General features: G+C 43.2%; 16 protein-coding genes and 2 pseudogenes. 9 read left to right on the forward strand and 9 right to left on the reverse strand.

The annotated features are described in order from the left end of the window. Positions 1–15: 15 nt before the first annotated feature. Positions 16–1,002 (forward strand): RNA polymerase sigma factor RpoS, encoded by a 987-nt coding sequence (gene rpoS, locus M998_RS15150; RefSeq protein WP_068446364.1) that lies wholly within the window; start codon positions 16–18, stop codon positions 1,000–1,002. A gap of 83 nt (positions 1,003–1,085) precedes the next feature. Here rpoS and miaE read toward each other — a convergent pair whose 3' ends face one another. Together miaE and mutS are read right to left on the reverse strand one after the other, a co-directional pair. Then, the gene (gene miaE, locus M998_RS15155) at positions 1,086–1,853 is read right to left on the reverse strand and encodes a tRNA isopentenyl-2-thiomethyl-A-37 hydroxylase MiaE (RefSeq protein ID WP_068909633.1); all 768 of its coding nucleotides are present in this window, start codon (positions 1,851–1,853) and stop codon (positions 1,086–1,088) included. Between the two features lies 1 nt (position 1,854). Beyond that, positions 1,855–4,422 carry a DNA mismatch repair protein MutS gene (mutS, locus tag M998_RS15160; RefSeq protein ID WP_068446361.1) on the reverse strand — a complete coding sequence of 856 codons (2,568 nt, stop codon included), beginning with the start codon at positions 4,420–4,422 and terminating at the stop codon, positions 1,855–1,857. Positions 4,423–5,289: 867 nt separating this feature from the next. On the opposite strand from mutS, the gene rlmF reads away from it, so the two are divergent. The 3 genes and pseudogenes from rlmF (at position 5,290) to M998_RS19680 (ending at position 6,839) form a co-directional block, all read left to right on the forward strand. Further along, a complete protein-coding gene (rlmF, locus tag M998_RS15165) occupies positions 5,290–6,255 on the forward strand; it encodes a 23S rRNA (adenine(1618)-N(6))-methyltransferase RlmF (RefSeq protein ID WP_166696097.1) in 966 nt (321 codons plus the stop codon). A gap of 157 nt (positions 6,256–6,412) precedes the next feature. Beyond that, positions 6,413–6,539 (forward strand): annotated as a pseudogene (locus tag M998_RS20110) (IS3 family transposase); the annotation flags it as partial. A 135-nt stretch (positions 6,540–6,674) separates the two neighbouring features. Continuing rightward, positions 6,675–6,839 (forward strand): hypothetical protein, encoded by a 165-nt coding sequence (locus tag M998_RS19680; RefSeq protein ID WP_169817214.1) that lies wholly within the window; start codon positions 6,675–6,677, stop codon positions 6,837–6,839. Here the strand turns inward: M998_RS19680 and M998_RS15170 are convergent. Next, positions 6,836–7,144 (reverse strand): annotated as a pseudogene (locus tag M998_RS15170) (Fic family protein); the annotation flags it as partial. The gene M998_RS19680 and the pseudogene M998_RS15170 sit on opposite strands and share 4 nt — an antisense overlap. Before the next feature lie 68 nt (positions 7,145–7,212). Here M998_RS15170 and M998_RS15175 point away from each other — a divergent pair. From M998_RS15175 to M998_RS15190, 4 genes are all read left to right on the forward strand, one after another. Beyond that, the gene (locus M998_RS15175) at positions 7,213–7,401 is read left to right on the forward strand and encodes a lysozyme inhibitor LprI family protein (protein WP_068909634.1); all 189 of its coding nucleotides are present in this window, start codon (positions 7,213–7,215) and stop codon (positions 7,399–7,401) included. Between the two features lie 480 nt (positions 7,402–7,881). Next, the gene (locus M998_RS15180) at positions 7,882–8,355 is read left to right on the forward strand and encodes a (2Fe-2S)-binding protein (protein ID WP_068909636.1); all 474 of its coding nucleotides are present in this window, start codon (positions 7,882–7,884) and stop codon (positions 8,353–8,355) included. After that, complete coding sequence (locus M998_RS15185; RefSeq protein ID WP_068909638.1) at positions 8,352–10,628, forward strand: xanthine dehydrogenase family protein molybdopterin-binding subunit; 2,277 nt, start codon at positions 8,352–8,354, stop codon at positions 10,626–10,628. Before M998_RS15180 ends, M998_RS15185 begins: the two co-directional genes overlap by 4 nt. Then, entirely contained in the window at positions 10,621–11,919 is a 1,299-nt protein-coding gene (locus tag M998_RS15190; protein ID WP_068909640.1) for a c-type cytochrome, read from the forward strand. Before M998_RS15185 ends, M998_RS15190 begins: the two co-directional genes overlap by 8 nt. Positions 11,920–12,178: 259 nt before the next feature. Here the strand turns inward: M998_RS15190 and M998_RS15195 are convergent, their stop codons facing one another. The 3 genes from M998_RS15195 to M998_RS15205 are packed head-to-tail and all read right to left on the reverse strand — an operon-like array spanning position 12,179 to position 17,012. Continuing rightward, entirely contained in the window at positions 12,179–13,519 is a 1,341-nt protein-coding gene (locus M998_RS15195; RefSeq protein ID WP_068909641.1) for a cytochrome c, read from the reverse strand. Positions 13,520–13,530: 11 nt separating this feature from the next. Beyond that, complete coding sequence (locus tag M998_RS15200; protein WP_068909643.1) at positions 13,531–14,097, reverse strand: (2Fe-2S)-binding protein; 567 nt, start codon at positions 14,095–14,097, stop codon at positions 13,531–13,533. Continuing rightward, positions 14,094–17,012 carry a xanthine dehydrogenase family protein molybdopterin-binding subunit gene (locus M998_RS15205; RefSeq protein ID WP_068909645.1) on the reverse strand — a complete coding sequence of 973 codons (2,919 nt, stop codon included), beginning with the start codon at positions 17,010–17,012 and terminating at the stop codon, positions 14,094–14,096. The genes M998_RS15200 and M998_RS15205 overlap by 4 nt, the downstream gene beginning before the upstream one ends. A 396-nt stretch (positions 17,013–17,408) precedes the next feature. Here M998_RS15205 and M998_RS15210 point away from each other — a divergent pair, with 396 nt between their 5' ends. Beyond that, entirely contained in the window at positions 17,409–17,969 is a 561-nt protein-coding gene (locus M998_RS15210; RefSeq protein ID WP_068446347.1) for a DedA family protein, read from the forward strand. Between the two features lie 48 nt (positions 17,970–18,017). Here the strand turns inward: M998_RS15210 and M998_RS15215 are convergent, their stop codons facing one another. Genes M998_RS15215 through M998_RS15225 form a run of 3 tightly spaced genes read right to left on the reverse strand, consistent with a single transcriptional unit; the run spans position 18,018 to position 22,593 of the window. Beyond that, a complete protein-coding gene (locus M998_RS15215) occupies positions 18,018–19,253 on the reverse strand; it encodes a cytochrome c (protein ID WP_068909647.1) in 1,236 nt (411 codons plus the stop codon). Next, positions 19,250–19,801 carry a (2Fe-2S)-binding protein gene (locus tag M998_RS15220; RefSeq protein ID WP_068446344.1) on the reverse strand — a complete coding sequence of 184 codons (552 nt, stop codon included), beginning with the start codon at positions 19,799–19,801 and terminating at the stop codon, positions 19,250–19,252. Before M998_RS15220 ends, M998_RS15215 begins: the two co-directional genes overlap by 4 nt. Then, complete coding sequence (locus M998_RS15225) at positions 19,798–22,593, reverse strand: xanthine dehydrogenase family protein molybdopterin-binding subunit (protein ID WP_068446342.1); 2,796 nt, start codon at positions 22,591–22,593, stop codon at positions 19,798–19,800. Before M998_RS15225 ends, M998_RS15220 begins: the two co-directional genes overlap by 4 nt. Between the last annotated feature and the right edge of the window lie 154 nt (positions 22,594–22,747).

The raw sequence follows: 22,747 nt of genomic DNA on the forward strand, positions 1-22,747 counted from the left end.
GGGTAGGAGTCACTGATGAGCCAAAGTTCGCTGAAAGTTAACGAGTTATATAATGACCTTGATGAAAGTAGTTCGGATGATGCTTTTGATGAAAGTCAGTTTAAAGAAGAGGATCTAGTTTCAGAACTCGAAGATGAAATGGATTTACTCCAGAGCACCACTGCGCGTGTTCTGGATGCTACCCAAATTTATCTCAGTGAAATTGGATTCTCACCGCTCCTAACAGCCGAGGAAGAGGTTTTCTATTCTCGTAGGGCTTTACGCGGTGATATTCCATCACGTCAGCGTATGATTGAAAGCAACCTCCGTCTGGTTGTAAAAATATCTCGTCGTTATAATAACCGAGGACTCGCCTTACTCGATTTGATTGAAGAAGGTAATCTTGGGTTGATTCGTGCAGTTGAAAAATTCGATCCAGAAAAAGGATTTCGTTTTTCAACCTATGCCACTTGGTGGATCCGTCAAACGATCGAGCGAGCCATCATGAATCAAACCAGAACGATTCGCCTTCCTATTCATATTGTAAAAGAACTCAATATTTACCTTCGTACGGCACGTGAATTAGCGCAGAAGCTCGATCATGAGCCAAGCCCTGAAGAAATTGCCCTAAAATTAGATAAACCTGTTGAAGACGTTAGTCGAATGCTACGTTTAAATGAACGTATTACTTCGGTGGATACGCCGATTGCGGGGGATTCAGAAAAGTCTTTACTTGAAGTACTCTCTGATGAAAATGATTCAGGGCCAGAAAATACAATTCAAGATAATGACTTAAAAGATAACATTGTTAAGTGGTTATTTGAACTGAATCCAAAACAACGCGAAGTCTTAGCGCGTCGTTTTGGGCTTTTAGGCTATGAAGCAGAAACTCTAGAAGAGGTTGGGCGCGAAATTGGGCTCACTCGTGAAAGAGTTCGCCAGATTCAAGTAGAAGGTTTGAGACGTCTCAAAGATATTTTACATAATGAAGATTTAACGTTGGAATCGTTATTCAATATGTAAGACGGTTGTTAGAAATTAAAGCCTCAGTAAATTCATTTTGAACTACTGGGGCTTTTTATTATTCTTACATCGTTAGCTAATTATCAAATATTTACAGGGACGCCGCTGTGAAATTTAAAATCACTATCCGGCGTGGAAATTAATTCCGCTTCAATAATACCGAAATAATCAACACGCTCAGTAATATCATTCTTGCTAATTAACTGCGCTAGATGTAAATAATCCTGATAATGACGAGCTTCTGAACGCAATAGTGAAATATAAAAATTAGCAAGTTGCTCATCTAACAAAGGGGCTAACTTTGCGAAGCGTTCACAGGAACGAGCCTCAATATAAGCACCAATAATCAGTTTATCGACAAGTGTGCTTGGGTCGTGGGGACTAATATGGCTAAATAACCCCTTCGCATAACGACCCGCAGTGATACCATCATAAGGAATATCACGCTGATGCATGATTTCTAGTACTTGGTAAAAATGATGGAGCTCTTCTTTAATCAGTAATACCATTTTATCAATCAAATCTTGGCTATAAGCAGATTGTTTCCTTGCTAAGATTTGTTTTGATACCTGATTTTTATTTTTGAGTGTATGAATATCGCCAATTTTATCATAGGCAAATGATTCATAAGGCTTAAACCATTCAAGTAACACCGCTGTACTTTCTTTGTCAACAGCGTACTTGCGGATTAAAAACATCGCACTTTGCGCTGCTTTTAATTCACATAAAAGATGGTCTTTCAATATGATAGGCAAACTTTCAGGAAGGCTTGCCTTGTGGATCCATGAATCAGGGGTTTCACATCGTAAAAACTGCCTGATAGGCGCCAATAATTCAGCGTACTCATCCATGCTACTTATCCATTTCCTTTAAACGATATAACCAATCAAGTGCTTGACGTGGTGTTAGCTTATCAGGATCGATACCATCTAATGCAGTGAGCACAGGGGACGGTTCTTCATCGGCTACGGCTAAAAAGCTCAACTGTGCACTGTCTACATGGCTAGTATTTGCACTATTGGAAATAACTTCGAGTTCTTTTAGCTTTTGTTTTGCGCGTTTAATTACGTCTTTTGGCACCCCAGCAAGGGAGGCAACGGCTAAGCCATAGCTTTTACTCGCTGCACCTTCCTGCACGTTGTGCATAAAGGCAATTGTCTCACCGTGCTCAATAGCATCGAGGTGAATATTAGTCACCCCTTCTAATTTTTCAGGTAAAGTTGTTAACTCAAAATAGTGGGTAGCAAATAGCGTCATTGCCTTGATTTTATTAACTAAATTTTCAGCACAAGCCCAAGCTAATGATAAACCATCATAGGTTGATGTTCCTCGACCTATTTCATCCATCAATACCAAGCTGTGTTCTGTGGCATTGTGTAAAATATTCGCCGTTTCTGTCATCTCGACCATAAAGGTGGATCGACCTGACGCAAGGTCATCGGATGCGCCTACTCGTGTAAAGATGCGATCAACAGGACCGATCACGGCCTTCGAAGCAGGAACAAAACTACCTATGTAGGCCAGTAGTGTAATCAGTGCAGTTTGGCGCATATAGGTGCTTTTACCACCCATATTGGGACCCGTAATGATTAAAAGGCGACGTTGTGGTGATAGCGATAATGGGTTCGAGATAAAAGGTTCGCTCAGGACTTGTTCAACAACAGGGTGGCGGCCTTCCGTAATTTGTATCCCAGGTTTATCAGTCAATTGTGGACAGGCATAGTCTAGAGTTTCAGCTCTTTCGGCAAGGTTTGTTAAAACATCTAATTCAGCAAGGGCTTCTGCACTGGTTTGCAATGCGGCTAAGTGCGGTAGCAGCATATTAAATAGCTCGTCATAGAGTGCCTTTTCGATAGCTAATGCTTTTCCTTTTGAAGTCAGAACTTTATCTTCATATTCTTTTAATTCAGGAATGATGTAACGCTCAGCGTTTTTCAATGTTTGGCGGCGCACGTAGTGAATCGGGGTTAAATGACTTTGCCCACGACTCACTTGGATATAGTAGCCATGTATGGCGTTATAACCCACTTTTAGAGTCTCGATGCCATGTTTTTCGCGTTCCCTAATTTCAAGCCTATCAAGATAGTCAGTGGCCCCATCAGCAAGGGCACGCCATTCATCAAGTTCAGTATTATAGCCCGGTGCAATTACACCACCATCACGCACTAACACTGGAGGCGCATCGATAATGGCTTTTTCAAGCAAAGTTTGTAGTTCATCGAATTGCCCGATACGATTTTGCAATTCTTGCAAATAAGTGCTGCTAGATTGGCTTAAAATTTGGTGAATATCATGATATTGCTGAAAAGCATGACGCATACGCGTTAAGTCGCGAGGGCGTGCGGAGCGTAGCGCTAATCGCGCCAGTACACGCTCTAAATCGCCAATCTGACGTAAATAGGGCTGTAATTCAAAACCATTACTTTGCAAGGCACTAATTGCTTGTTGACGATTATTCAAAATCTCAATATTGCGTAATGGGGTATGTAACCAACGCTTAAGCATACGGCTACCCATTGGGGTTACACATAAATCTAAGATAGCCGCGAGGGTATTTTCTGTGCCACCAGCCAGGTTTTGTGTTAATTCTAAGTTACGACGAGTTGCAGCATCTAAAATGACATTATCATTTTGTTTTTCCATGATAATGCTACGAATATGGGGCAGTGAAGTACGCTGAGTATCTTTGACATACTGTAGCAAGCAGCCTGCGGCTCTTAAGGCTTTATGGGCGTTATCGACACCAAAACCGATCAGATCTTTAGTACCGAACTGTAGGCCTAATTGTTGTTTTGCCGTCTCTAATTCATATTCCCATAAAGGGCGGCGGCGTAAGCCTTTATTGTGTTCTATCAGTGCCATACTTGCAAAATCCTCTGGGTAGAGAAGTTCTGCGGGGCGAGTGCGTTGAAGTTCAGCTTGGAGAGCTTCTTCTCCCGAAATTTCACTGATAATAAAACGGCCCGAAGTAATATCTAATGTCGCAAAACCGTAGCCTTGGGCATCCTGCCATACCGCAGCCAATAAGTTATCTTGCCTTTCATTTAATAGCGCTTCATCCGTGATGGTACCGGGAGTGACAATACGAACCACTTGGCGTTCAACGGGCCCTTTGCTGGTTGCTGGGTCACCGATTTGTTCACAGATCGCGACGGATTCCCCCATTTGGACTAATTTTGCCAAATAGCCTTCTGCAGCATGGTGAGGAACGCCTGCCATTGGTATGGGTTGACCGGCAGATTGTCCGCGCTTAGTTAATGAAATATCAAGTAGTTGCGATGCTTTTTTTGCATCATCAAAGAATAATTCGTAAAAATCCCCCATACGATAAAACATCAAAATATCTTTGTGTTGTGCTTTTAGTTTTAGATACTGCTGCATCATAGGTGTGTGGGATTCGAAATCTTGATTGTTTGTCATAAAATTTTCTGTTTTAACGTATTGAGTTTAATGGGTTATGTGATTTTCTGTGTTTTATGTTTGAGTATGCTTTTATCGTATAAAATACCACATAACCTGATGAATGAATGCAAGCCAAAATGCGAACGATGATTATGGCTATGGTATTACGCCTATGATAGCAATAACAACCCGTTGTTTGGCTAAATCATCTGAATTATTTAAAAATAATACGAACTATTAATATATTACCTTTGTGGCGTTTTTATTGTAAATATTAATATAATTGAAGGACATGTTGAATCTATTAAGATTGAAGGATCTTCAGTGCGTTTGTGATGGTTAAGTCTAAGTCTAAGTCTAAGTCTAAGTCTAAGTCTAAGTCTAAGTCTAAGTCTAAGTCTAAGTCTAAGTCTAAGTCTAAGCCTATATGTCAGCTCTGTGCCAATAGCGGATGTTGTTTAAAGATGAGCAGTTATTAGATGATGTGCTACAAGGATACTTTTGTATCACTAAATCGACATGTTCTGACTGATCTGCTTTAATCAAACAGGACACTTTAATAATGGAATATAATCCAATTATGTGCAGATATTATTAGTTGGACGATTTACATTTTGTATTAGTTGTTCCATGTTTGGCGTTAATGTATTCAATTTGGCCAAATCAGCTTATTGAATCTTACATCTAGGCAGTTTATTGCTTAAAACGGACGGTATATATCCTTATTCATGCAAACTGCAGGTTCGTTGGCCGCACTCAGCCAGCCGGGTCACATACTGATGTATGTTCCCCGTCTATCTTCCCTTGCCGCCTTCCTGCAACTTGAAAGCTATAGGGTATATGGTATCGTACGCGTCAGAAATACTTTTAAGAGAGCCCGTCACGGTGGAAAAAAAGAAAACCTTCCCGCAGCAGAAAAGCGGCTTGCACCCGCGTAACCGTCATCGCTCACGCTATGATTTCCCGGCGCTGATCGCCAGTTGCCCTGCACTGGAGCCGTTCGTCAAGCCGAACGCCTGGGGCGACATCTCGGTAGATTTTGCCGATCCTGCGGCGGTTAAAATGCTCAACCGTGCGTTGCTGCAACATTTCTATGGCATCGAACACTGGGACATCCCCGCCGATTATCTGTGCCCGCCGATCCCCGGGCGTGCCGACTATTTACACCATCTGGCCGACCTGCTGGCGACCAGCAACGGTGGTGAGATCCCTCGTGGTAAAGGCGTGGCGATCCTTGATGTGGGTATTGGCGCCAACTGTATTTATCCGATCATTGGCCTGCGTGAATACGGCTGGCGTTTTACCGGTTCGGAGATTGATCCGGTATCGCTCAATACGGCCAAAATGATCGTGGAGATGAATCCGACGCTGAGAAACGGCGTGCGTCTGCGTTTGCAAAAACAACCCGAATTTATTTTGAACGGCATCATCGGCGTGGCGGAGAAATTTGATGCCACACTGTGTAATCCACCGTTCCACAGCTCTGAACAGGAAGCGCAAGCCAGCACCCGCCGCAAACTGCACAAGCTGGGTAAAAGCGAGGTAGCCGACACGCCGGTACAGAACTTTGGCGGCAAAAATAAAGAGCTATGGTGTGAAGGCGGCGAAGAAGCCTTTGTGCGTAAAATGGTAGAGGAGAGCGTTAGTCTGGCGCAAAACTGCCTGTGGTTCACCTCGTTGATTTCTAAAAACACTACCTTGCCTTCGATTTATCACGCGTTGAAGCTGGTGGGTGCGGCCGAAGTCCGTACCATTGAAATGGCGCAGGGGCAAAAAATCAGTCGCTTCGTGGCCTGGACTTTCCACGACGCACAACAGCAGGTCGCCTGGGCAGCAGAACGCTGGCGTTAATTTCCTTGGTGCCGGTTATTTAACCGGCACCGATAAAACTTCGCATTTCCCTTTCAATTTCTGCATGTTGCGTTATTCTCAATATGTCTTCCAATACTAAAAATCTTAAAAAAGTTATTCATTCAAAATACAATAGTTACCTTACTTAATTGATATTTTAATCCGGTATATAATTGGATATTACAGTCAACTCAGACCTCATCAATATAACGGTGGCTTAACGCCCAATGAATCAGAACGATTATATTGGGGAAAACTCTAAAACGGTGACCAATTTTTATTGACCACTACACTCTGATGCTTAATTTCTCTAGAGCGTTGAGATATAAATATATTTAGCTTGTACGGCGTGTGATCTATGTTGCCATATAAAACAACGATGATAAAATGCACTATCGTCAGTTTGTAGTGAGATAACTATGAACAAAAATGAATTAACTCAAGCAACAAAACCAACTCGCACTCAGCTAATTCGTGCGGTGACAACGTCTACTGCGATTGAAACAGGGCAGAAGTCTCGTCGCCTTGAAGAAGAGATGAAATCTAAGCGTAAAAAATTCGGGCATTTGAAACTCGCAATCTAGTTCGCTTTTAAGGCTTCATTAACCCAATATTTCATTGGTTCATAGTTAAGGTTTAATCCTGCGTGGATTGCTGCAATGTACTGTATCTGGTTCTGAGTCCAGCTTTCGTAATATAATGGTTGTAGTCTACCTTGTACCGCTATTACATCTGCCAGTAAGCGCGATAAGCGCCCATTTCCTTCCCTAAAAGGGTGTATCAGGATTAATTCCACATGTACTGTTGCAATAGCTTCTATGACGCATTCTCGGCTCATATTTGAGCAAGGGGTGTATTTTGCAAGAAAGTCTCTTTCAAATTGAGCAAATTGCCGATGCTCCACGGACAGCGGTTCAAGCATGTTTGCAAAGTAAACTAGATAGAGCTGATGAAGTGATGAGTAAATCACTTACGGATAATGAAACTGAGCGGAAAAAAATTGACTCTTTTGCAACAACACAAGCTATTGCTTCACTAAAAAAATCACAGGATGCTTTTCTGGAGTTCAGAACCAGTGAGTGTCAACGTCAAGGTGATGTCTTGCTTGGTGGAAGCGGAATGGGGGGATGTGATGTTAGCGTGTAAAGTTAAACTGACTTATTCCAGAATTGAAGCGCTAAGTCTTCAATAGTATTTTTCATTATGTATTTTGATACCTTTATGTATTTCACGATGCGCTATTATCTAATATAGAGAAAGCCTTATTATTCTTCGCCTTAATTAACCCCTTAATTTTTTAGTGAGGGGTTTTTACTAATATTTTGTACAGTTATTAAAATAATATTAGTGACGTACGGTTGTAGAATATCTCCCCTTTTAGTTAAGAGGGATACCTGTCTTACTCATTATTTAAGTATAAAAGAGAATTGATGGGTTATTAATTATGGTAAACCTCTCAGTAATATAAACATAAAAAAATCTTACCTGGCACATAGTGTTAATTATTAGAATGGTAGCTAATGATATTCTGAAAAGTCAATAATGAAAAACATAATATTTTCTTGTTTATCAATAGGTTGTTTTTTTATTTTACCTATTTTAATAAGCAATGTGTAAGGGAATGATATGCGATTAAATATCAATGGAAAATTAATAGAATTAAAAAATATTTCACCGGAAACACCACTTTTATATGTATTACGCAATGACCTTTTACTTAATGGACCTAAATATGGTTGTGGATTAGGGGAGTGCGGGGCTTGTAGCGTTTTAATTGATGGTGAGGTCGTTCGTTCTTGTTCGACACCAATTTCGATGGTGGGAAAGAGAAAAGTCACCACATTAGAAGGATTAAGTGAAAGTGATGAGCTTCATCCTGTGCAACAGGGGTTTGTGGATGAGCAGGCAGCACAATGTGGTTATTGCACCAATGGGATGATAATGACATTGGTTGCGTTGTTTAAACGTAATCCAAATGCCAGTGAAGATGAGATTAAAAAAGAATTAGCATTTAATTTATGTCGTTGTGGTACTCATGTGGAAATCTTAAAAGCAGCACAAAAAGCGAAAATGATTATTGCGCAAGGAGGCCAAGTATGAGTGTTTTTGATATTACTCGCCGCCGCTTACTTCAAGCGGGTGGTGTCATCATGGTCAGCCATATGGTGCCTAACTTATCTTTTGCTTCCGCCAATCTACTCGACAAAAATGCAGTGATTCCATTGGATTATGTTGACAGTTTTATTGCTTTAGCTGCGGATGGTCATGTGACCGCGTTTAATGGCCATGTGGATTTGGGAACGGGGATCCGAACGTCTTTAGCGCAAATTGTTGCCGATGAAATCGGGGTACCTTTTTACTCAGTAACGATGATTTTAGGTGATACACAATATACACCAGATCAAGGGCCAACAATTGCAAGTGCAACAATTCAAGTTACCTCAATACCGTTACGCCAAGCCGCAGCTCAGGTACGATTACAATTAATGACACTTGCGGCGAAAGCGTTTGCTGTCTCCGTAGGAGATTTGCGTACTGAGAATGGTGAAGTGTTGGTGGCTGCTCGGCCTGAACGCCGTTTAAGTTATGCTCAGTTAGCCAAAGGGCAAAATTTACATTTCGAGTTAGATGAAAAAGTGACATTAAAGCCTGCTTCAGAAGCTTTTTATGTTGGTAAATCTGTTCCTCGCGTCGATATTAAGGGAAAAGTGACAGGAGAATTGACTTGGGTTCATGACATGCGTGTACCAAATATGCTGCATGGTCGTGTGATCCGCCCCCCATACGCAGGGGCAGATAGCAGTGCGCCTTTGGGGAATAGCTTGATTTCGATTGATGAAACATCAATCGCGCATCTCTCAGGAATTGTCAAAATCGTTCGTATTAATGACTTTGTTGGTGTGGTGGCAGAACGCGAAGAGCAAGCGATAGAAGCAATGCGACAACTTAAAGTCACTTGGAAAAAGTGGGATGGGTTGCCTGATCTCAGTTTAGATCAGTTGCATGAGACTTTGGATGTCCAACCCAGTGAAAAACGCATGTTGCGTGATGATAAAGGGTTCGATAATGCCTTAGATTCACTCACAAAAACTGTTAATTCAGACTATGTTTGGCCTTATCATTTACATGCTTCTATTGGCCCATCTTGTGCAGTGGCTGATGTGAAAGGCGACAAAGTTGATGTTTGGTCTGGTACACAAAACCCACATGATCTACGCAAAGACTTGGCACTACAGTTAGGTAGAGATTTGTCGCAAATCTATGTTCATCGAATGGAAGCATCGGGGTGTTACGGGCGCAATTGCGCTGATGACGTCAGTGCTGATGCGGTACTGCTTTCTGAAGCAACGGGGTGGCCTGTTCGAGTTCAATTGATGCGCGAACAAGAAGCGGGCTGGGAGCCAAAGGGAACAGGGCAGCTTATTCAAGTTAGGGGAGGGGTCAATGAAAAAAATGAAGTGGCTGCGTATGAGTTTACGACTCGTTACCCTTCGAACAATGCGACCACATTGTCGCTTATCCTGACTGGGAAAAAAGAAAACAAAGCGGATGTTCAACAGATGGGGGATCGTACCGCTATACCTCAGTACCTTTACCCATTGATGCGGGTTATGTCAAAAGATACAGCGCCAATCGTCAGAGCATCATGGATGCGTGGTGTTTCAGCCTTACCAAATGTTTTTGCACATGAGTCTTGGATTGATGAAATTGCTTATTTAGCAAAGCAAGATCCAATCGCATATCGTTTGAGATATCTTGATGACCCTCGTGCGATTGCCCTTATACATGCGGTAAAAAAACAAGCCAATTGGGTTGATGGACCAATGCACAGAAACCCAGCTCCCGCATCACAAGAAATAGTGAGTGGGCGAGGATTTGCATGGGCGCGTTACTTTCACAGTAAGTTTCCGGGATTTGGTGCAGCTTGGGCGGCTTGGGTTTGTGATTTAACTGTTAACCGTCGTACAGGGCAAGTGGTCATTAAAAAAGTGTATGTTGCACATGATTGTGGGCAAATGATCAATCCTGATGGGGTACGTCATCAAGTTCACGGCAATATTATTCAGTCCTGTAGCCGAGTGTTAAAAGAATTCGCCACATTTGATAAATCGGGCACAACATCCCTTGAATGGGGAGGGTACCCCATTTTGCGATTTGATGAATTACCAGAGATAGATATCCAATTAGTGGATATGCCAAATGAGCCTCCGATGGGTGCAGGAGAATCAGCCGCGGTACCAAGTGCAGCTGCTGTCGCTAATGCGCTTTTTGATGCTTTAGGTGTTCGAATGAGAGAGGTTCCATTTACGCCTGAACGTATTTTACGCGCTGTAGATACTGCATCAAATGCGCAAGGAGCAAGCCATGAGTAAAGCAAAAAAAATCTTTGGTTACGGAGCGTTAGCGATTGTGGTCATTGTTGTTGGCGGTTTTGCACTGAGTTGGCAATCGGCTATTGCTCCTATTGATCCCTATGTGAAACAGACATTCAGCGCAGAACAAATTACTCGAGGTGAAAAGCTGGCGGCGCTAGGAGACTGCTCAGTGTGTCATACCCGTGCTAGAGGTGACACGAATACCGGGGGATTAGCGATGAAAATACCGTTTGGGACGATTTACTCCACAAATATTACACCTGATAATGAAACAGGAATTGGACTTTGGTCTTATGAGGCATTTGAGCGTGCAATGCGTCATGGAGTTGATCGTGAAGGGAACTATTTGTACCCCGCATTCCCTTATACGGCGTTTACTCGAACGACAGATGAAGATCTACATGACTTATATGCGTGGTTAATGAGCCAAAAACCCGTGAGTTATCAAGCACCGAAAACATCATTAAATTTTCCATTTAATATTCGCCAAGGTATTTGGGCATGGAATCAGTTATATCTTACTGCCGGACCGGCCAAGGCTGACACGACCCAAAGTGATGTTTGGAATCGAGGGGCTTACTTAACAGAAGGGTTAGGTCACTGTAGTGCTTGTCATTCGCCAAGAGATATTCTATTTGGTGAAAAAGGTGGGAAGGATCATTTGATGGGAGGAGATGCTGAAGGCTGGACTGTGCCAGCATTATTGGGAAATTCACCAAGCCCAATGCCTTGGACTCATCAAGATATGGCCGATTTTTTGAGGACCGGTTACTCGGCTAATCATGGTGTTGCAGCAGGGCCAATGGCGCCGGTGATCCGAGAAGGCACTTCTCAGCTAACAGAAGAAGATAGACAGGCGATAGCAACTTACTTGACATCATCAACGTCAAATACGCAAGAAATACGGTCTGCCACTGATATCGCGTTACAAACTGAAGATAAAATTGAGCCACTTTCTTCTGAGGGGGCAAGGTTATATTCTGGTGCTTGTATGGCATGCCATGCGCAGGCTAAAGGTGCTCAAATGTCAGGAATCCGACCGGCTCTTGCACTAAATACCAATCTATATGCAGAAACACCGGATAACGCTATCCGTATCGTATTAGATGGTATTCAGTATGAGGCGACAGAAGGATTGGGGAGCATGCCTGCATTTCGTCATAACTTAAGTGATAGTCAAATCGCAACCCTATTGAATTACTTAAGAACGACGTTGATAGAAAAGGCACCATGGCCAAATTTAGAGCAGAAAGTGGCAGAGATCCGCACAGAGACTGCTGGGAAATAGAAGGAATATTGGTCGCTAAAGGTGTGGCCATGAACGGTATCATTTAGGGCTTAAATGGATAAGTTGAATGGATGTTTTGATCGTGATAAAACGCTTCCATTCAGCTTATTTTTCATGCCAATCGATATTATTGTTATTTTTAAGGCTTAATATCCCTTCATGCCCCCAATAAATATTATTAGATTTATTGGGGGGGAAAAATGCCGTTATTATGAATACTCCTCTTTGAATTAATATGAGTCGCCGAGGAGTATTTTAGTTATTGCGTCGCTTTTTTCACTTTTTCAACTTGCTCGGTGGTGACAGGTTTGGCTTGTCCTCCCCACTCGGCGCGAGCCCAAGTGATTAAATCGGCAATTTCTTGCGAATTTAAATCATCGGCAAAACTTGGCATGGCATACATACGCTGACCATTTGGGAAAGTCGTCGTTGGGATCCCCGTTAAGACGACATTGATAAAGGTTTCTGGGTTATCCATTGCTAATATCGCATTGCCTTTTAGCGCAGGGATGCCATTAGGCACACCTTCACCCGAGATACCATGACAACCTGCACAGGTTGACATATACATCATACGGCCGGTTTCCAACGTGCTATCTGTTTGAATTCTCACTGGTTGAGTGCTATCAGTTTGCTGATTACTGGTTTCAGGCAGTGCGTCTGGTGCTGATTTTGCTCCAAGTAATTGGCCATTTTTATCTGTAAGAAGATAAATGGATACATCCTCAACATCTTTTATCGCCATTTGACTGGTGGAGAAATGCGTTACCGTATTCATATCGGCAAATGAAGAGCCTTGTGGTGAAATACCCGTTTGTAAGAATTGACTGAGAGAGGCGGTATCGTAACCATGTTTTGATAGCGCTTCAGCGGTAATATCTGGGATAGCTAACCCTGCTTCTTCACCACCTTGTAATGAACGTGAAAAATCGACGCCCATCATAAAGTTACGTGGAGAGTGGCACGCACCACAGTGCGCGAGTCCTTCTACAATATAAGCACCTCGGTTCCATTGTGCCGAACGTTGTGGATTGTTTGGTGCATCATGCTTCGGAAAGTTCAGTAATGTCCAAAAATTCATAAAAGGGCGTACAGGGAGAACAAAAACCCCGGTATTTTCTTTATTTGCAACAGGCATTGGTGGCAGGGTCATTACATAGGCATACAGGGCATCCAAGTCTTCAGATGTTGTCATATGTGTAAAAACAAACGGCATTGCAGGGTACAGATTGCCTCTTTCTTTGCCTATGCCATCTTTAAGTGCCCGATGAAAATCCGCACGTGTATAATTGCCGATACCAAAGGTTTTATCTGGTGTGATGTTTGTGGAGTAAATGGTGCCAAATGGTGTCCCGATTGCACGCCCGCCTGCCGCTAATGGGCCTTCGGGTAGCGAGTGGCAGCCAAAGCAGTCACCCGCAATGGCAAGCTCTTTTCCTCGCGGAATGAGTTTCGCAACCTCTTCTGATGTGAGCGGTTTATCTAAGTTTGGGCCAATGCTTGATGTACGAAAAGCACCAAATAATACGGCTAAGGAAAATAAAATCCCAACAATAATAATGGTATACAATATTTTGCGTATTGAACGACTCTTTGTCATTGTCTATTCCTCTACTCAATCACACAGCCGGGTGTGGCTAACGCAACTTTTCGTACTGCTTCATAGTAGCGAACATAGCCGGTACAACGACAAATGTGCTCATTTAAGGCATCTTCAATCGCATGTTCTAAGTCTGCCCGTTTAACGGGGGCTTGTTTTAGTTGATTAATAAACACCGTCGCGCCAGTGACAAAGCCAGGGGCGCAATAGCCACATTGAAAAGAGAAGTTTTCGATAAAGGCTTGTTGAATAGGGGTTAATTCAGCCACTCTACCTTGATCATCCAGCTTGGCTTGTCCCTCGATGGTGACAATGTTTTTATGATTAAAGTAGTGTGCGCCAAAAATACAGGTACGGCTTTCAATGGTTGAGCCGTCAGGGAGTATTTCCATAATGGTGCAAGCATGGCAGATACCTTGGCCGCAACCGAAGTGAGTCCCCGTGAGGTCGAGATATTCATGCAAAAATTCGATCATCGGCATACCAACTGGCACATCGATAGGACCAATTTTTTGGCCATTAATCGTCAGGGTTAATGGTTTTCTTTCAATAATAGGGACGGCATTTTTTATTTTCATGAGAGTGCCTTTTTAATTTTATCTACCGTAATTGGAAATTCATAGAAACGTTTGCCAGTGGCATGGGTTAATGCGTTGCTGGTAGCTGGCAATATTGGGATCATCCCCAGTTCTGCCATCCCTTTCGGTGGCGAAGTTTCTGAAAGTGGCGGCAAGTAATCAATCGTTTGCTGCCAAACGGCGACATCTTTAGCGCGAGGAAGCACATAACGGTTAAAATTCCATGTGCCATTGCCGGGGCCCTCTTCATAAAGGGGTAACTCCTCCATTAGGGCATGACCGATCCCCATAGCGGTTCCTCCTTGGATTTGCCCTGAAACCAGTTCAGGAACAATCATCGTGCCGGGATCCATAATCATATGGTGGCGCATCACTTCCACTTCACCAGTGGTGGTGTTGACGTTGAGCTCAACTAAACAGGATGCGGGTGTCACAGTCGTTGGGTCGGCTTTAGCCCGTTGTGTAGGCGGGTAATAAGCAACTTTACGTTTAATAAAGTGGTAGCCGCCAGTTGTCATCAAGTTTTTCAATTCTTGGGAAGCACCATCACCATAACGAATTGATAGGGCGTCTAACGGCAGATTTTTTAGGCCGATAGTTGGGATGTCGAAGTCTGCACGAGCCCATTGCCAGCTTGAATAGCCATGAACAGCAACGCCGGTGATAAGCCCCATCTGATGCGCTTTTTTGGCTAAAACATCAAAGGGGATAGGTTTCATACCCCCGCCACCAATTCCCTCGGGACCAACGCGTATGTCCGAAAATTCAACATTTAAGCCATTGAAAGCACCGCCACCGGAGCCTTCACTCCAAATGCTCTTCGCCGCAGGCCATAATGAGTTTTCAAGTAAAAAATGCCCTGCTTGGCGAGTTCCAAAACCAATATAATAAACCCCACTTGAAGAGCTCATGTCAGGGATGAGTGCCGGTGTCCAATAAGGATCGGTTTTTGATAGCTCATCTTGTTTTTTCTGATCAGCCCAACTGGTTTTTAGGGGCAATTGGTCAAATTCGGTGACACCAAATTCGACGATATCGGGAGCTTTACTCAGGGCTTGCCACACCATAACTTGTTGCGCTGTTGTGCCACCGGTTCCGATTTCTTGCATGCAATGGCGCATAGTTAGCTTGCCATTAGCATCAAACTCAAGGGACAAAATGGTGGGAACACCACTGGAACCGTAAACTTGTTGAACTTGTGAAAAGCCAACACCGTACAATTTTCCGGGGTTAGCAGCATCATACTCGGCTTTATTCTTATCACGATTGAGCCAAAGAGGGTGCTTTTCTGCAAGGTTAAGCATTTCGACGTTGCGTGGATCGCCGGCAATAACGCCGCCTTGTGTATTAGGATAACCCTCTAAAATCGCATTTCGACGGCGCAATTCGATAGGGTCAATATTGAGTTGATGAGCGATTTCATCAACCATCAATTCAGTGATCGCCATTGATTGCAACGAACCAAAACCGCGCATTGACCCCGCTTCGACAGCAGGTGTTGCCATGGCGAGAGCGGTGAGATCCGATTTCGGAAAATAATAAATCGATTGTGCACCACGAACCGCTACGTGAGAAACGGCAACAGAAAGGTTTTCTCGACCACCGCCATTACAGTTATAAGTGCCTTTTAATACATCAAATTTACCGGTTTTTTTATCGCCGATAATGGTGACGTCCATTTCAATAGAATGGCGTTTCATGCCCATTTGAAATTGCTCGTAACGGTCATTTGCCATACGAACAGGCAGCCCGTTAGCGTAAAAGCTGGCGACCATCGCATAGAATGGAAATACCGAGTAATCTTTGGAACCATAACCGACGGTTGAACCGGTTAACAAAATAATATTTTCAACTGTAAAATGTTTATTGTGCTTTGAAAGTTCAGCTGCGGCATTGACAACCCCTGCCGGAGATTGGGTTGCAGTCAAGATATGCAATGTTTTTGTTTTCTCGTCATACCAAGTATTGCAGTTATCGGGCTCCATGGCACAAGGGTCGATAGACTGAGAAAACCCATGGCGTTCCAGTACAAATTTATCTGGGTTTTGGCGTGCAGCTTCAATTTCTTGATTAATAAGCCGAGCGTAATCCATCCCTTTTTCTTGGGCATCTGGTTTTTCTTCTGCTTGATGAAGTGCTTGAATAAAACCACCACCGCGATCTTTACGAATAACGGGCGGGATACTAATCGCATGTTTAGCATCATAAGGTGGCCAAACTGGGGTATTTCCGTCAAATCCACCTTTGATTCCCGAATCTTGATAAGGAGAAAAAATAGAAGGGGATAGTGGCGTTTCTCCACCAATACGCACGTAACGTGCGGCACCATAGTTGGCGGGTGGTTTTGCACCGGTTAGCTGACCGTATTTCACGGCGCTAGTTTCAAAGCGTAACCTACGTTGGGCTGCGCTAAATCGGTCAAAATCATGATAAATAAGGATAGCGACGGGATGGCCAATAATCGGTGGTGTCTCACCTTTAGGCACTAAAATATTAGTGCCATAGAAGCCTTTTCCCATGCTGGTATCTTGCGGGATATTCAAACCATCTCGCATTAAATCTTCTTGTAGCACAATGCGGTCAGGTTGTAGGTTTTCGCCTAATAGTGAGATATCTATGCCTTCAAATGTTTTATCTGCCTGCGTGGCTTTTAACATGAAAGCATAGCTTTGTTTTTGCGGCCAACCGGGAATATCTTTTGCGCGATAATCGCGAGCAAAGTTTTTTTGCCCGGTGACTTTTTCGACACCATCCCAACGGAAGCGGGCTTTGCCATTCTGACCAATCCAATCGGTTGAAGGGGTGTCTGAATCAAGCTCTAAAGCGATTGCGAAAGGCAGTCTGCCAACCATGACGGCAATTCCTGCAATAGTACCCAGCTTGATAAAACTTCGTCTGGAAATTTGTCCCGTCATTGTTCACTTCCTAAATTTATTATTTTGGGATTTTTATAAATAATATGAATGAATATAAAATATTTATTATTTTGTAGATAAAGCTCATCGTTTCGTTGCTTAATTAGGTGTTCATAATTAGATGGGTTTAAGCATTTTTTAACTCTATCTATAATGATATATCATTGATGAGTAAAGTCATTTATATAAGAGAGTGGATAATATTAAACTGTTATTCTTTATTGGATAAAGGTAAAGGAAAAAACTAGTTGAACTAAAATATTGTTATGATGTGAAAATGTTTTCATGGAATAGAAAAATAATTTTAGCCTGATTTCTTGAAGGAATGTCATGTAACTATAGATTAATCATGTTGTTATGAGTTAACGGCTGAACGAATATGAAGGTGTTTTACCCATGGTGGATGAATTAACACGTTGGATAACCGAATATGGTTATTGGGCGGTCTTTTTAGGAACAATGATTGAAGGGGAAACGGCTGCATTCTTTTCGGGTATTGCAGCGCATAATCAATTGCTTTCTTATCCTTGGACGATGCTGATTGCCGCGTTGGGTGGCATTGTGAGTGATAATGTACTTTTTCTGGTGGGTCGATTTTCTGGGGCGCGTATTTTACCTAAATTTCAACGCCATAAAAATAAAATTGTTCGTGTACAGCAATTGATCCGGCAAAGAGAAAATATCATTATCATCGGTATTCGTTTCGCTTATGGTATGAGAACTATCGGACCCATTATTATTGGTGCGAGCAAAGTTAACCCCTTTAAATTTTTTGTATTAAATATTATTGGTGGTGCGATATGGGGCTGCTCAATTGTCTCTGTGGGTTATTTTGTCAGTTCTATGATATTGGCACTGCCCATTCACTCTTACTTATCATGGTTTTTGTTTGCCATTATTTTTATTTTATTGTTGCTATTTTGGCGTAAAAAAAGGCGTCATACTGTCAAAAAATAAGGCTTATTGATTTATCACCAATAAGCCTTATTTTGCATTTAACAACAATTATTGACGCTGCGCTTTAATTTGCTCAGGCGTAATATTAGCGGGTTGCCCGCCCCATTCAACGCGTAAGAAATTGACCAGCTCGGCAATTTGCTTATCATCAAGCTTATTCGCGAAGCCTGGCATACTTTGCATGTTTTGGTTATTTGGGAACGGCTGCTCAGGCAAACCATCTAAAATAGTATTAATGAGGTTTGTGCTATCAGCATCACGCAGCGTTGAGTTTCCTTTCATTGCAACCGCAACATTCGGTTTACCACTACCATCATAGTTGTGACAACCAGAGCAGGATTCGAGATAAAGTTGGCGACCTTGTGCACTGCCAACACCGGTTTTCGCTGCTAAGGTTTCTGGCGGGTTATCTCCCATCAGATAAGTCGCAATCGCTTTATTATCGTCAGAAGTTAGGTGTTGTGAACTCAAATAAATCACTGGGTGCATATCACTATACGCTGAGCCTTGAGGAGCGAGTCCGGTCATGAAAAATTGGTGCAGATCTTCTGTCGTCCATCCTCTTGCCGCCAGAGCTTCAGGTGTAATGTCTGGTGCAGTGAAGCGACCTAATGAACCGCCTTTCATAAATTTATCCATCTCCATTTCGCCCATTATGCCGCGAGGCGTATGACACTCGGCACAATGCTCAAGGACATTAACTAAATACTTCCCTCTGACCCATTCAGGAGAGCTACCTTGTGAGCTATTGGGTAATGGCTTGTCATTGAAGAATAATAAATTCCATCCCATCATTGCCATGCGCTGATTAAATGGGAACGGGAGTGAGTTTTCAGGTGGAGCGACATCAACGGCCTTACGACTCATTAAATAGCTGTATATGGCGTCTGAATCTTCACGGGTCATCCCTTTATAAGAGGTATAAGGCATTGCAGGATAAAGATTGCGACTTGGTGGCGAAATCCCTTCTGTTAATGCGCGATGAAAATCGGCTTTTGTCCAACGGCCAATACCGAAATCGGTAGAGGGGGTTAAGTTGCTGCTATAAATTACCCCAAACGGGGTGTCAACAGGGTAGCCGCCAGCCATTGGCGCACCGTCAGCAGCGGTATGACAGGCTGCACAATCACCTGCTAGTGTAAGGTAGCGACCGCGCTCGATTTCTTGCTCAGAAGCGTTAACTTGTTGCGCTGGCCCATCTAGCGTCCGGCTTTCATACCAATAGAGAATAGCCCAAACCACGATACCGATCGCGATGAGCCACAGTAAAATGCGTTTAATCATTTTATGGTCTCCTTGAGTAAGCCAGGGGTGCGTAGGACGATATCGCGAACGGCTTCATAGTAGCGAACATAGCCAGTACAACGGCAAATATGATTATTCAATGCTTGTTTGATAGCATCTTCCAAATCTTCTGTGGCGATAGGATTACGTTGTAATTCTTCAATAAAAATGGTTGCCGCATTGACAAATCCCGGTGTGCAATAACCACATTGGAAGCTAAAGTGCTCGACAAAGGCTTGCTGCACAGAAGATAACTTAACTTTGCCATCCTCTTCTTTAGTCGCAGCCCCTTCGATGGTACGTATCTGCTTGTTATTGAAAAAATGCGCGCCGGTTATACAAGTTCGGACTTCTTCGCTGGTACCTGATGGGTTATCTAATATCACCACGCAGGCGTGGCAAATACCTTGGCCACAACCCAATCGTGAGCCCGTGAGGTCAACATATTCATGAAGAAAATCAATCATCATGAGACCTTCAGGCACATCCATCGGCCCATACTGTTGACCATTAATATTAATCGTAAGTGGCAGGAAGTTTAGGCTCATGGTAATACCTCTAAAATATCGTTAGGACGGATAGGTAGATGCAAGAAATGGTGCCCTGTTGCATCAGCGATGGCGTTTACGATAGAAGAAACGACCGGGATCATCACAACTTCAGCCACCCCTTTTGGTGGATCGGTGTCTGATAAGCCGGGTAACACTTCGCTGGTCTGTTTCCAGACCGCCACATCGCTAGCTAATGGCAGATGGTAACGGTTAAAGTTCCATGTTCCATTGCCGGGCCCGTCTTCATAGAGAGGTAAATATTCATGAAGCGCATGGCCTATCCCCATCGCTAGGCCTCCTTGAATTTGTCCTGAAACCAGTTGAGGCACAATCAAGTTACCGCACTCAACGACGCTATGGTGATCAAGGAGTTCAACGTGCCCAGTCGCTGTATCGATGGCTAATTCCGATACTGTTGCGACGGCGCTGTAATAAGTGACTCCCGCATTATTACGTTGTGTATCAGGGTAATAAGCTTTTTTGCGTTTCCACACTTGGTAATCTTTATCGGCAAAGCGTAATGAAAGCCCATCAACAGGTAATCGATGAAGTTCGTCATTAATTTGGTAATCGGCTTCTGCCCATTGCCAGCGATTAAAGACATGGCAAACAGCGCCGGTTAATCCACCCATTTTGAATGTGCGCTCAACTAAGCGAGATAAAGAGAGAACTTCAAGGCCATCAGCGGTTAATCCATTTTCTACCCAGCGAGCATCCTCACGGCGCACAACCAGAGGTGTAGCTTGACCGCCGCCGATGCCTTCTTGCCAAATCGACATTGCTGCAGGCCACAAGCCAAATTCGAATACTAAGCGGGCAGCTTCTTCAGTGCTGTGAGTGAAGTAATAGGCAGAGTTACTGGCACTGGCAGGAGAGCAGTAATTTGGCGTCCAGAGGGGGTCTTGCGCTAGGCGGTCTTGTTCTTCTTGCGCCATAGCAAATGGGTTTCCAGTTGAAACCATCGGCAGAATAGACCAATCAACCACTGAAAAATGCGCTTCTTCTGCGGGTTTTCCTAGCCATTTAGCGCAGACGACGGATTGCGATGTGGACATACCTGTCCCAATTTCAGCCCCACTATGGTAGATAGCAATTTTGCCTTCTGGCGTAAGTTCTACGCGAGCAAAGGAGGATTCTGCCCCGGTCCCAAAATCTTTTTGTACACAGGAAATGCCTGTCCCAAAAAGTTTTCCCGGATTTTTGGTTTCGTAATCGGATTTGCGTTGAGCTCGGTGTTTCCACATCGGATGTTTTGCACAGTGAGTTAATACTTCATCTGCGCGGATAGCACCGCCGGGGATCGCGCCTTGCGTATTTTTCATCCCTGACTTAATGATATTATTTAAACGAAACTCAATCGGGTCAGCATTCAGTAATTTAGCCGCTTCTTCCATCAGCATATCGGTTGCTGCCATGGCTTGCAGTGTGCCATAGCCACGAGCAGATCCGGCATCAACAGCTCGAGAGGCAATTCCAACTGCCGATAAATCACTACGGGGAATGTAATAGATGGCTTGTGCACCTGTTGCACCAACCATCACAACGGAAGGCGTGAAGTTACAGCGTCCGCCGCCATCACCGACAAATGAAGCACTAAGCGCTTCAATTTTATGCGTTTTTTTATTGACCGCTAAAGTATAATCCATATCAAACGCATGACGTTTGATGGTCGATTGGAATTGTTCATAACGATCATTTGCCAAACGAATTGGAACACCATCACCATATAATGTTGCCATAGCACCATAGTAAGGAAAAGGTGTGTGATCTTTTGAGCCATAACCCACGGTAAAGCAAGGGTGTAAGAATATTTGCTTAATCGGAAAATGCGATTTTGCTAGCATTTCAGGTAGTGAGGCGGCAACTTCTTGTGGTGATTGCGTTGGTATCACCAGATGAAATGATTGTGTTTTTGCATCATACCAACCATTGGCGTTATCTGGCTCAAGGGCTGCAGTATCAATAGATTGTGAGAAATAATTACGCTTGATGACCAGCCAATCTTCAGGCGGATTTTCGAGTTGTTTAGCTAATTGGTCAGCATGATACATGCCTTCTTCGTCTAATTTGCCACCTTCACGACCTTCAGGCCAGATTGGAAGGTGCTTTTTCATACCAATCGGTGAAATTGGCATATCTTTTAAGCTGGAATAGATATCGGCAGCAAATGGATCTTCAGCCCCAATACGGACACCACGATAGCTGCCCCATGGGTCGCGCTGTAGCGGTCCGGTGAGTGCGCCATATTGAATAACATCGTCACGAAATTTTAGTGTTTCTTTGGCAAAACGAAATTTTGCAAAGTCATGATAGATGAGTAAGGCAACTGCCTGACCGAGATAAGCAGGGGTTTTCCCTGTAGGCAGCAGTAAGTCATCACCATAAAATTCAGGGAATGCGACACCGTCTTTCTCTAAGTCAGCAGCAGTGACAATTCTATCTGGCATTAGCCCATCTTTCAGTAGGCTTAGGTCAAAACCTTCATAAATTTTATCGGCTTGAGTCACTCGCAGTAAAAATGCATGACCTTGTTGTTTTGGCCAATGAGGGATGTCTCGCGCTCGAATATCGCGAGCAAAGACTTTTTCACCTTGGACTTTTGCATAGCCATCTATGCGAAATTTGATGCGTTTATCAATAGGATCCCAGTCAGGGGATTGAAGAATTTTTTCTTCAAATAACACATCAAAAGCACGACTATACAAAGGGGCTAAATAAACGGAGATACCCGCAATAACGGCACATTTTAGAAAGTGTCTGCGGGAGAGTTCGACATTGCTTTTGCTCATAATACGCCCTTACACTTATTTTTATAGTTTAAACATTCTAGTTGTTTATTTGTTCGAAAATTAAACATATTAGTTGTTTATTTGGTTCAATATTTGGTTGGAATAGTTAAATGCAACGCTAATGATTGATGTCATTATTCGAGCATCTAAAACA

Origin of the sequence: Providencia heimbachae ATCC 35613, from assembly GCF_001655055.1 — a bacterium.
Classification (GTDB): domain Bacteria; phylum Pseudomonadota; class Gammaproteobacteria; order Enterobacterales; family Enterobacteriaceae; genus Providencia; species Providencia heimbachae.

Coding starts and splice junctions, on each gene's coding strand:
- rpoS (WP_068446364.1), top strand. CDS start 16: ATGAGCCAAAGTTCGCTGAAAGTTAACGAGTTATATAATGACCTTGAT.
- miaE (WP_068909633.1), bottom strand. CDS start 1,853: ATGGATGAGTACGCTGAATTATTGGCGCCTATCAGGCAGTTTTTACGA.
- mutS (WP_068446361.1), bottom strand. CDS start 4,422: ATGACAAACAATCAAGATTTCGAATCCCACACACCTATGATGCAGCAG.
- M998_RS19680 (WP_169817214.1), top strand. CDS start 6,675: ATGAACAAAAATGAATTAACTCAAGCAACAAAACCAACTCGCACTCAG.
- M998_RS15175 (WP_068909634.1), top strand. CDS start 7,213: ATGAGTAAATCACTTACGGATAATGAAACTGAGCGGAAAAAAATTGAC.
- M998_RS15180 (WP_068909636.1), top strand. CDS start 7,882: ATGCGATTAAATATCAATGGAAAATTAATAGAATTAAAAAATATTTCA.
- M998_RS15185 (WP_068909638.1), top strand. CDS start 8,352: ATGAGTGTTTTTGATATTACTCGCCGCCGCTTACTTCAAGCGGGTGGT.
- M998_RS15190 (WP_068909640.1), top strand. CDS start 10,621: ATGAGTAAAGCAAAAAAAATCTTTGGTTACGGAGCGTTAGCGATTGTG.
- M998_RS15195 (WP_068909641.1), bottom strand. CDS start 13,519: ATGACAAAGAGTCGTTCAATACGCAAAATATTGTATACCATTATTATT.
- M998_RS15200 (WP_068909643.1), bottom strand. CDS start 14,097: ATGAAAATAAAAAATGCCGTCCCTATTATTGAAAGAAAACCATTAACC.
- M998_RS15205 (WP_068909645.1), bottom strand. CDS start 17,012: ATGACGGGACAAATTTCCAGACGAAGTTTTATCAAGCTGGGTACTATT.
- M998_RS15210 (WP_068446347.1), top strand. CDS start 17,409: ATGGTGGATGAATTAACACGTTGGATAACCGAATATGGTTATTGGGCG.
- M998_RS15215 (WP_068909647.1), bottom strand. CDS start 19,253: ATGATTAAACGCATTTTACTGTGGCTCATCGCGATCGGTATCGTGGTT.
- M998_RS15220 (WP_068446344.1), bottom strand. CDS start 19,801: ATGAGCCTAAACTTCCTGCCACTTACGATTAATATTAATGGTCAACAG.
- M998_RS15225 (WP_068446342.1), bottom strand. CDS start 22,593: ATGAGCAAAAGCAATGTCGAACTCTCCCGCAGACACTTTCTAAAATGT.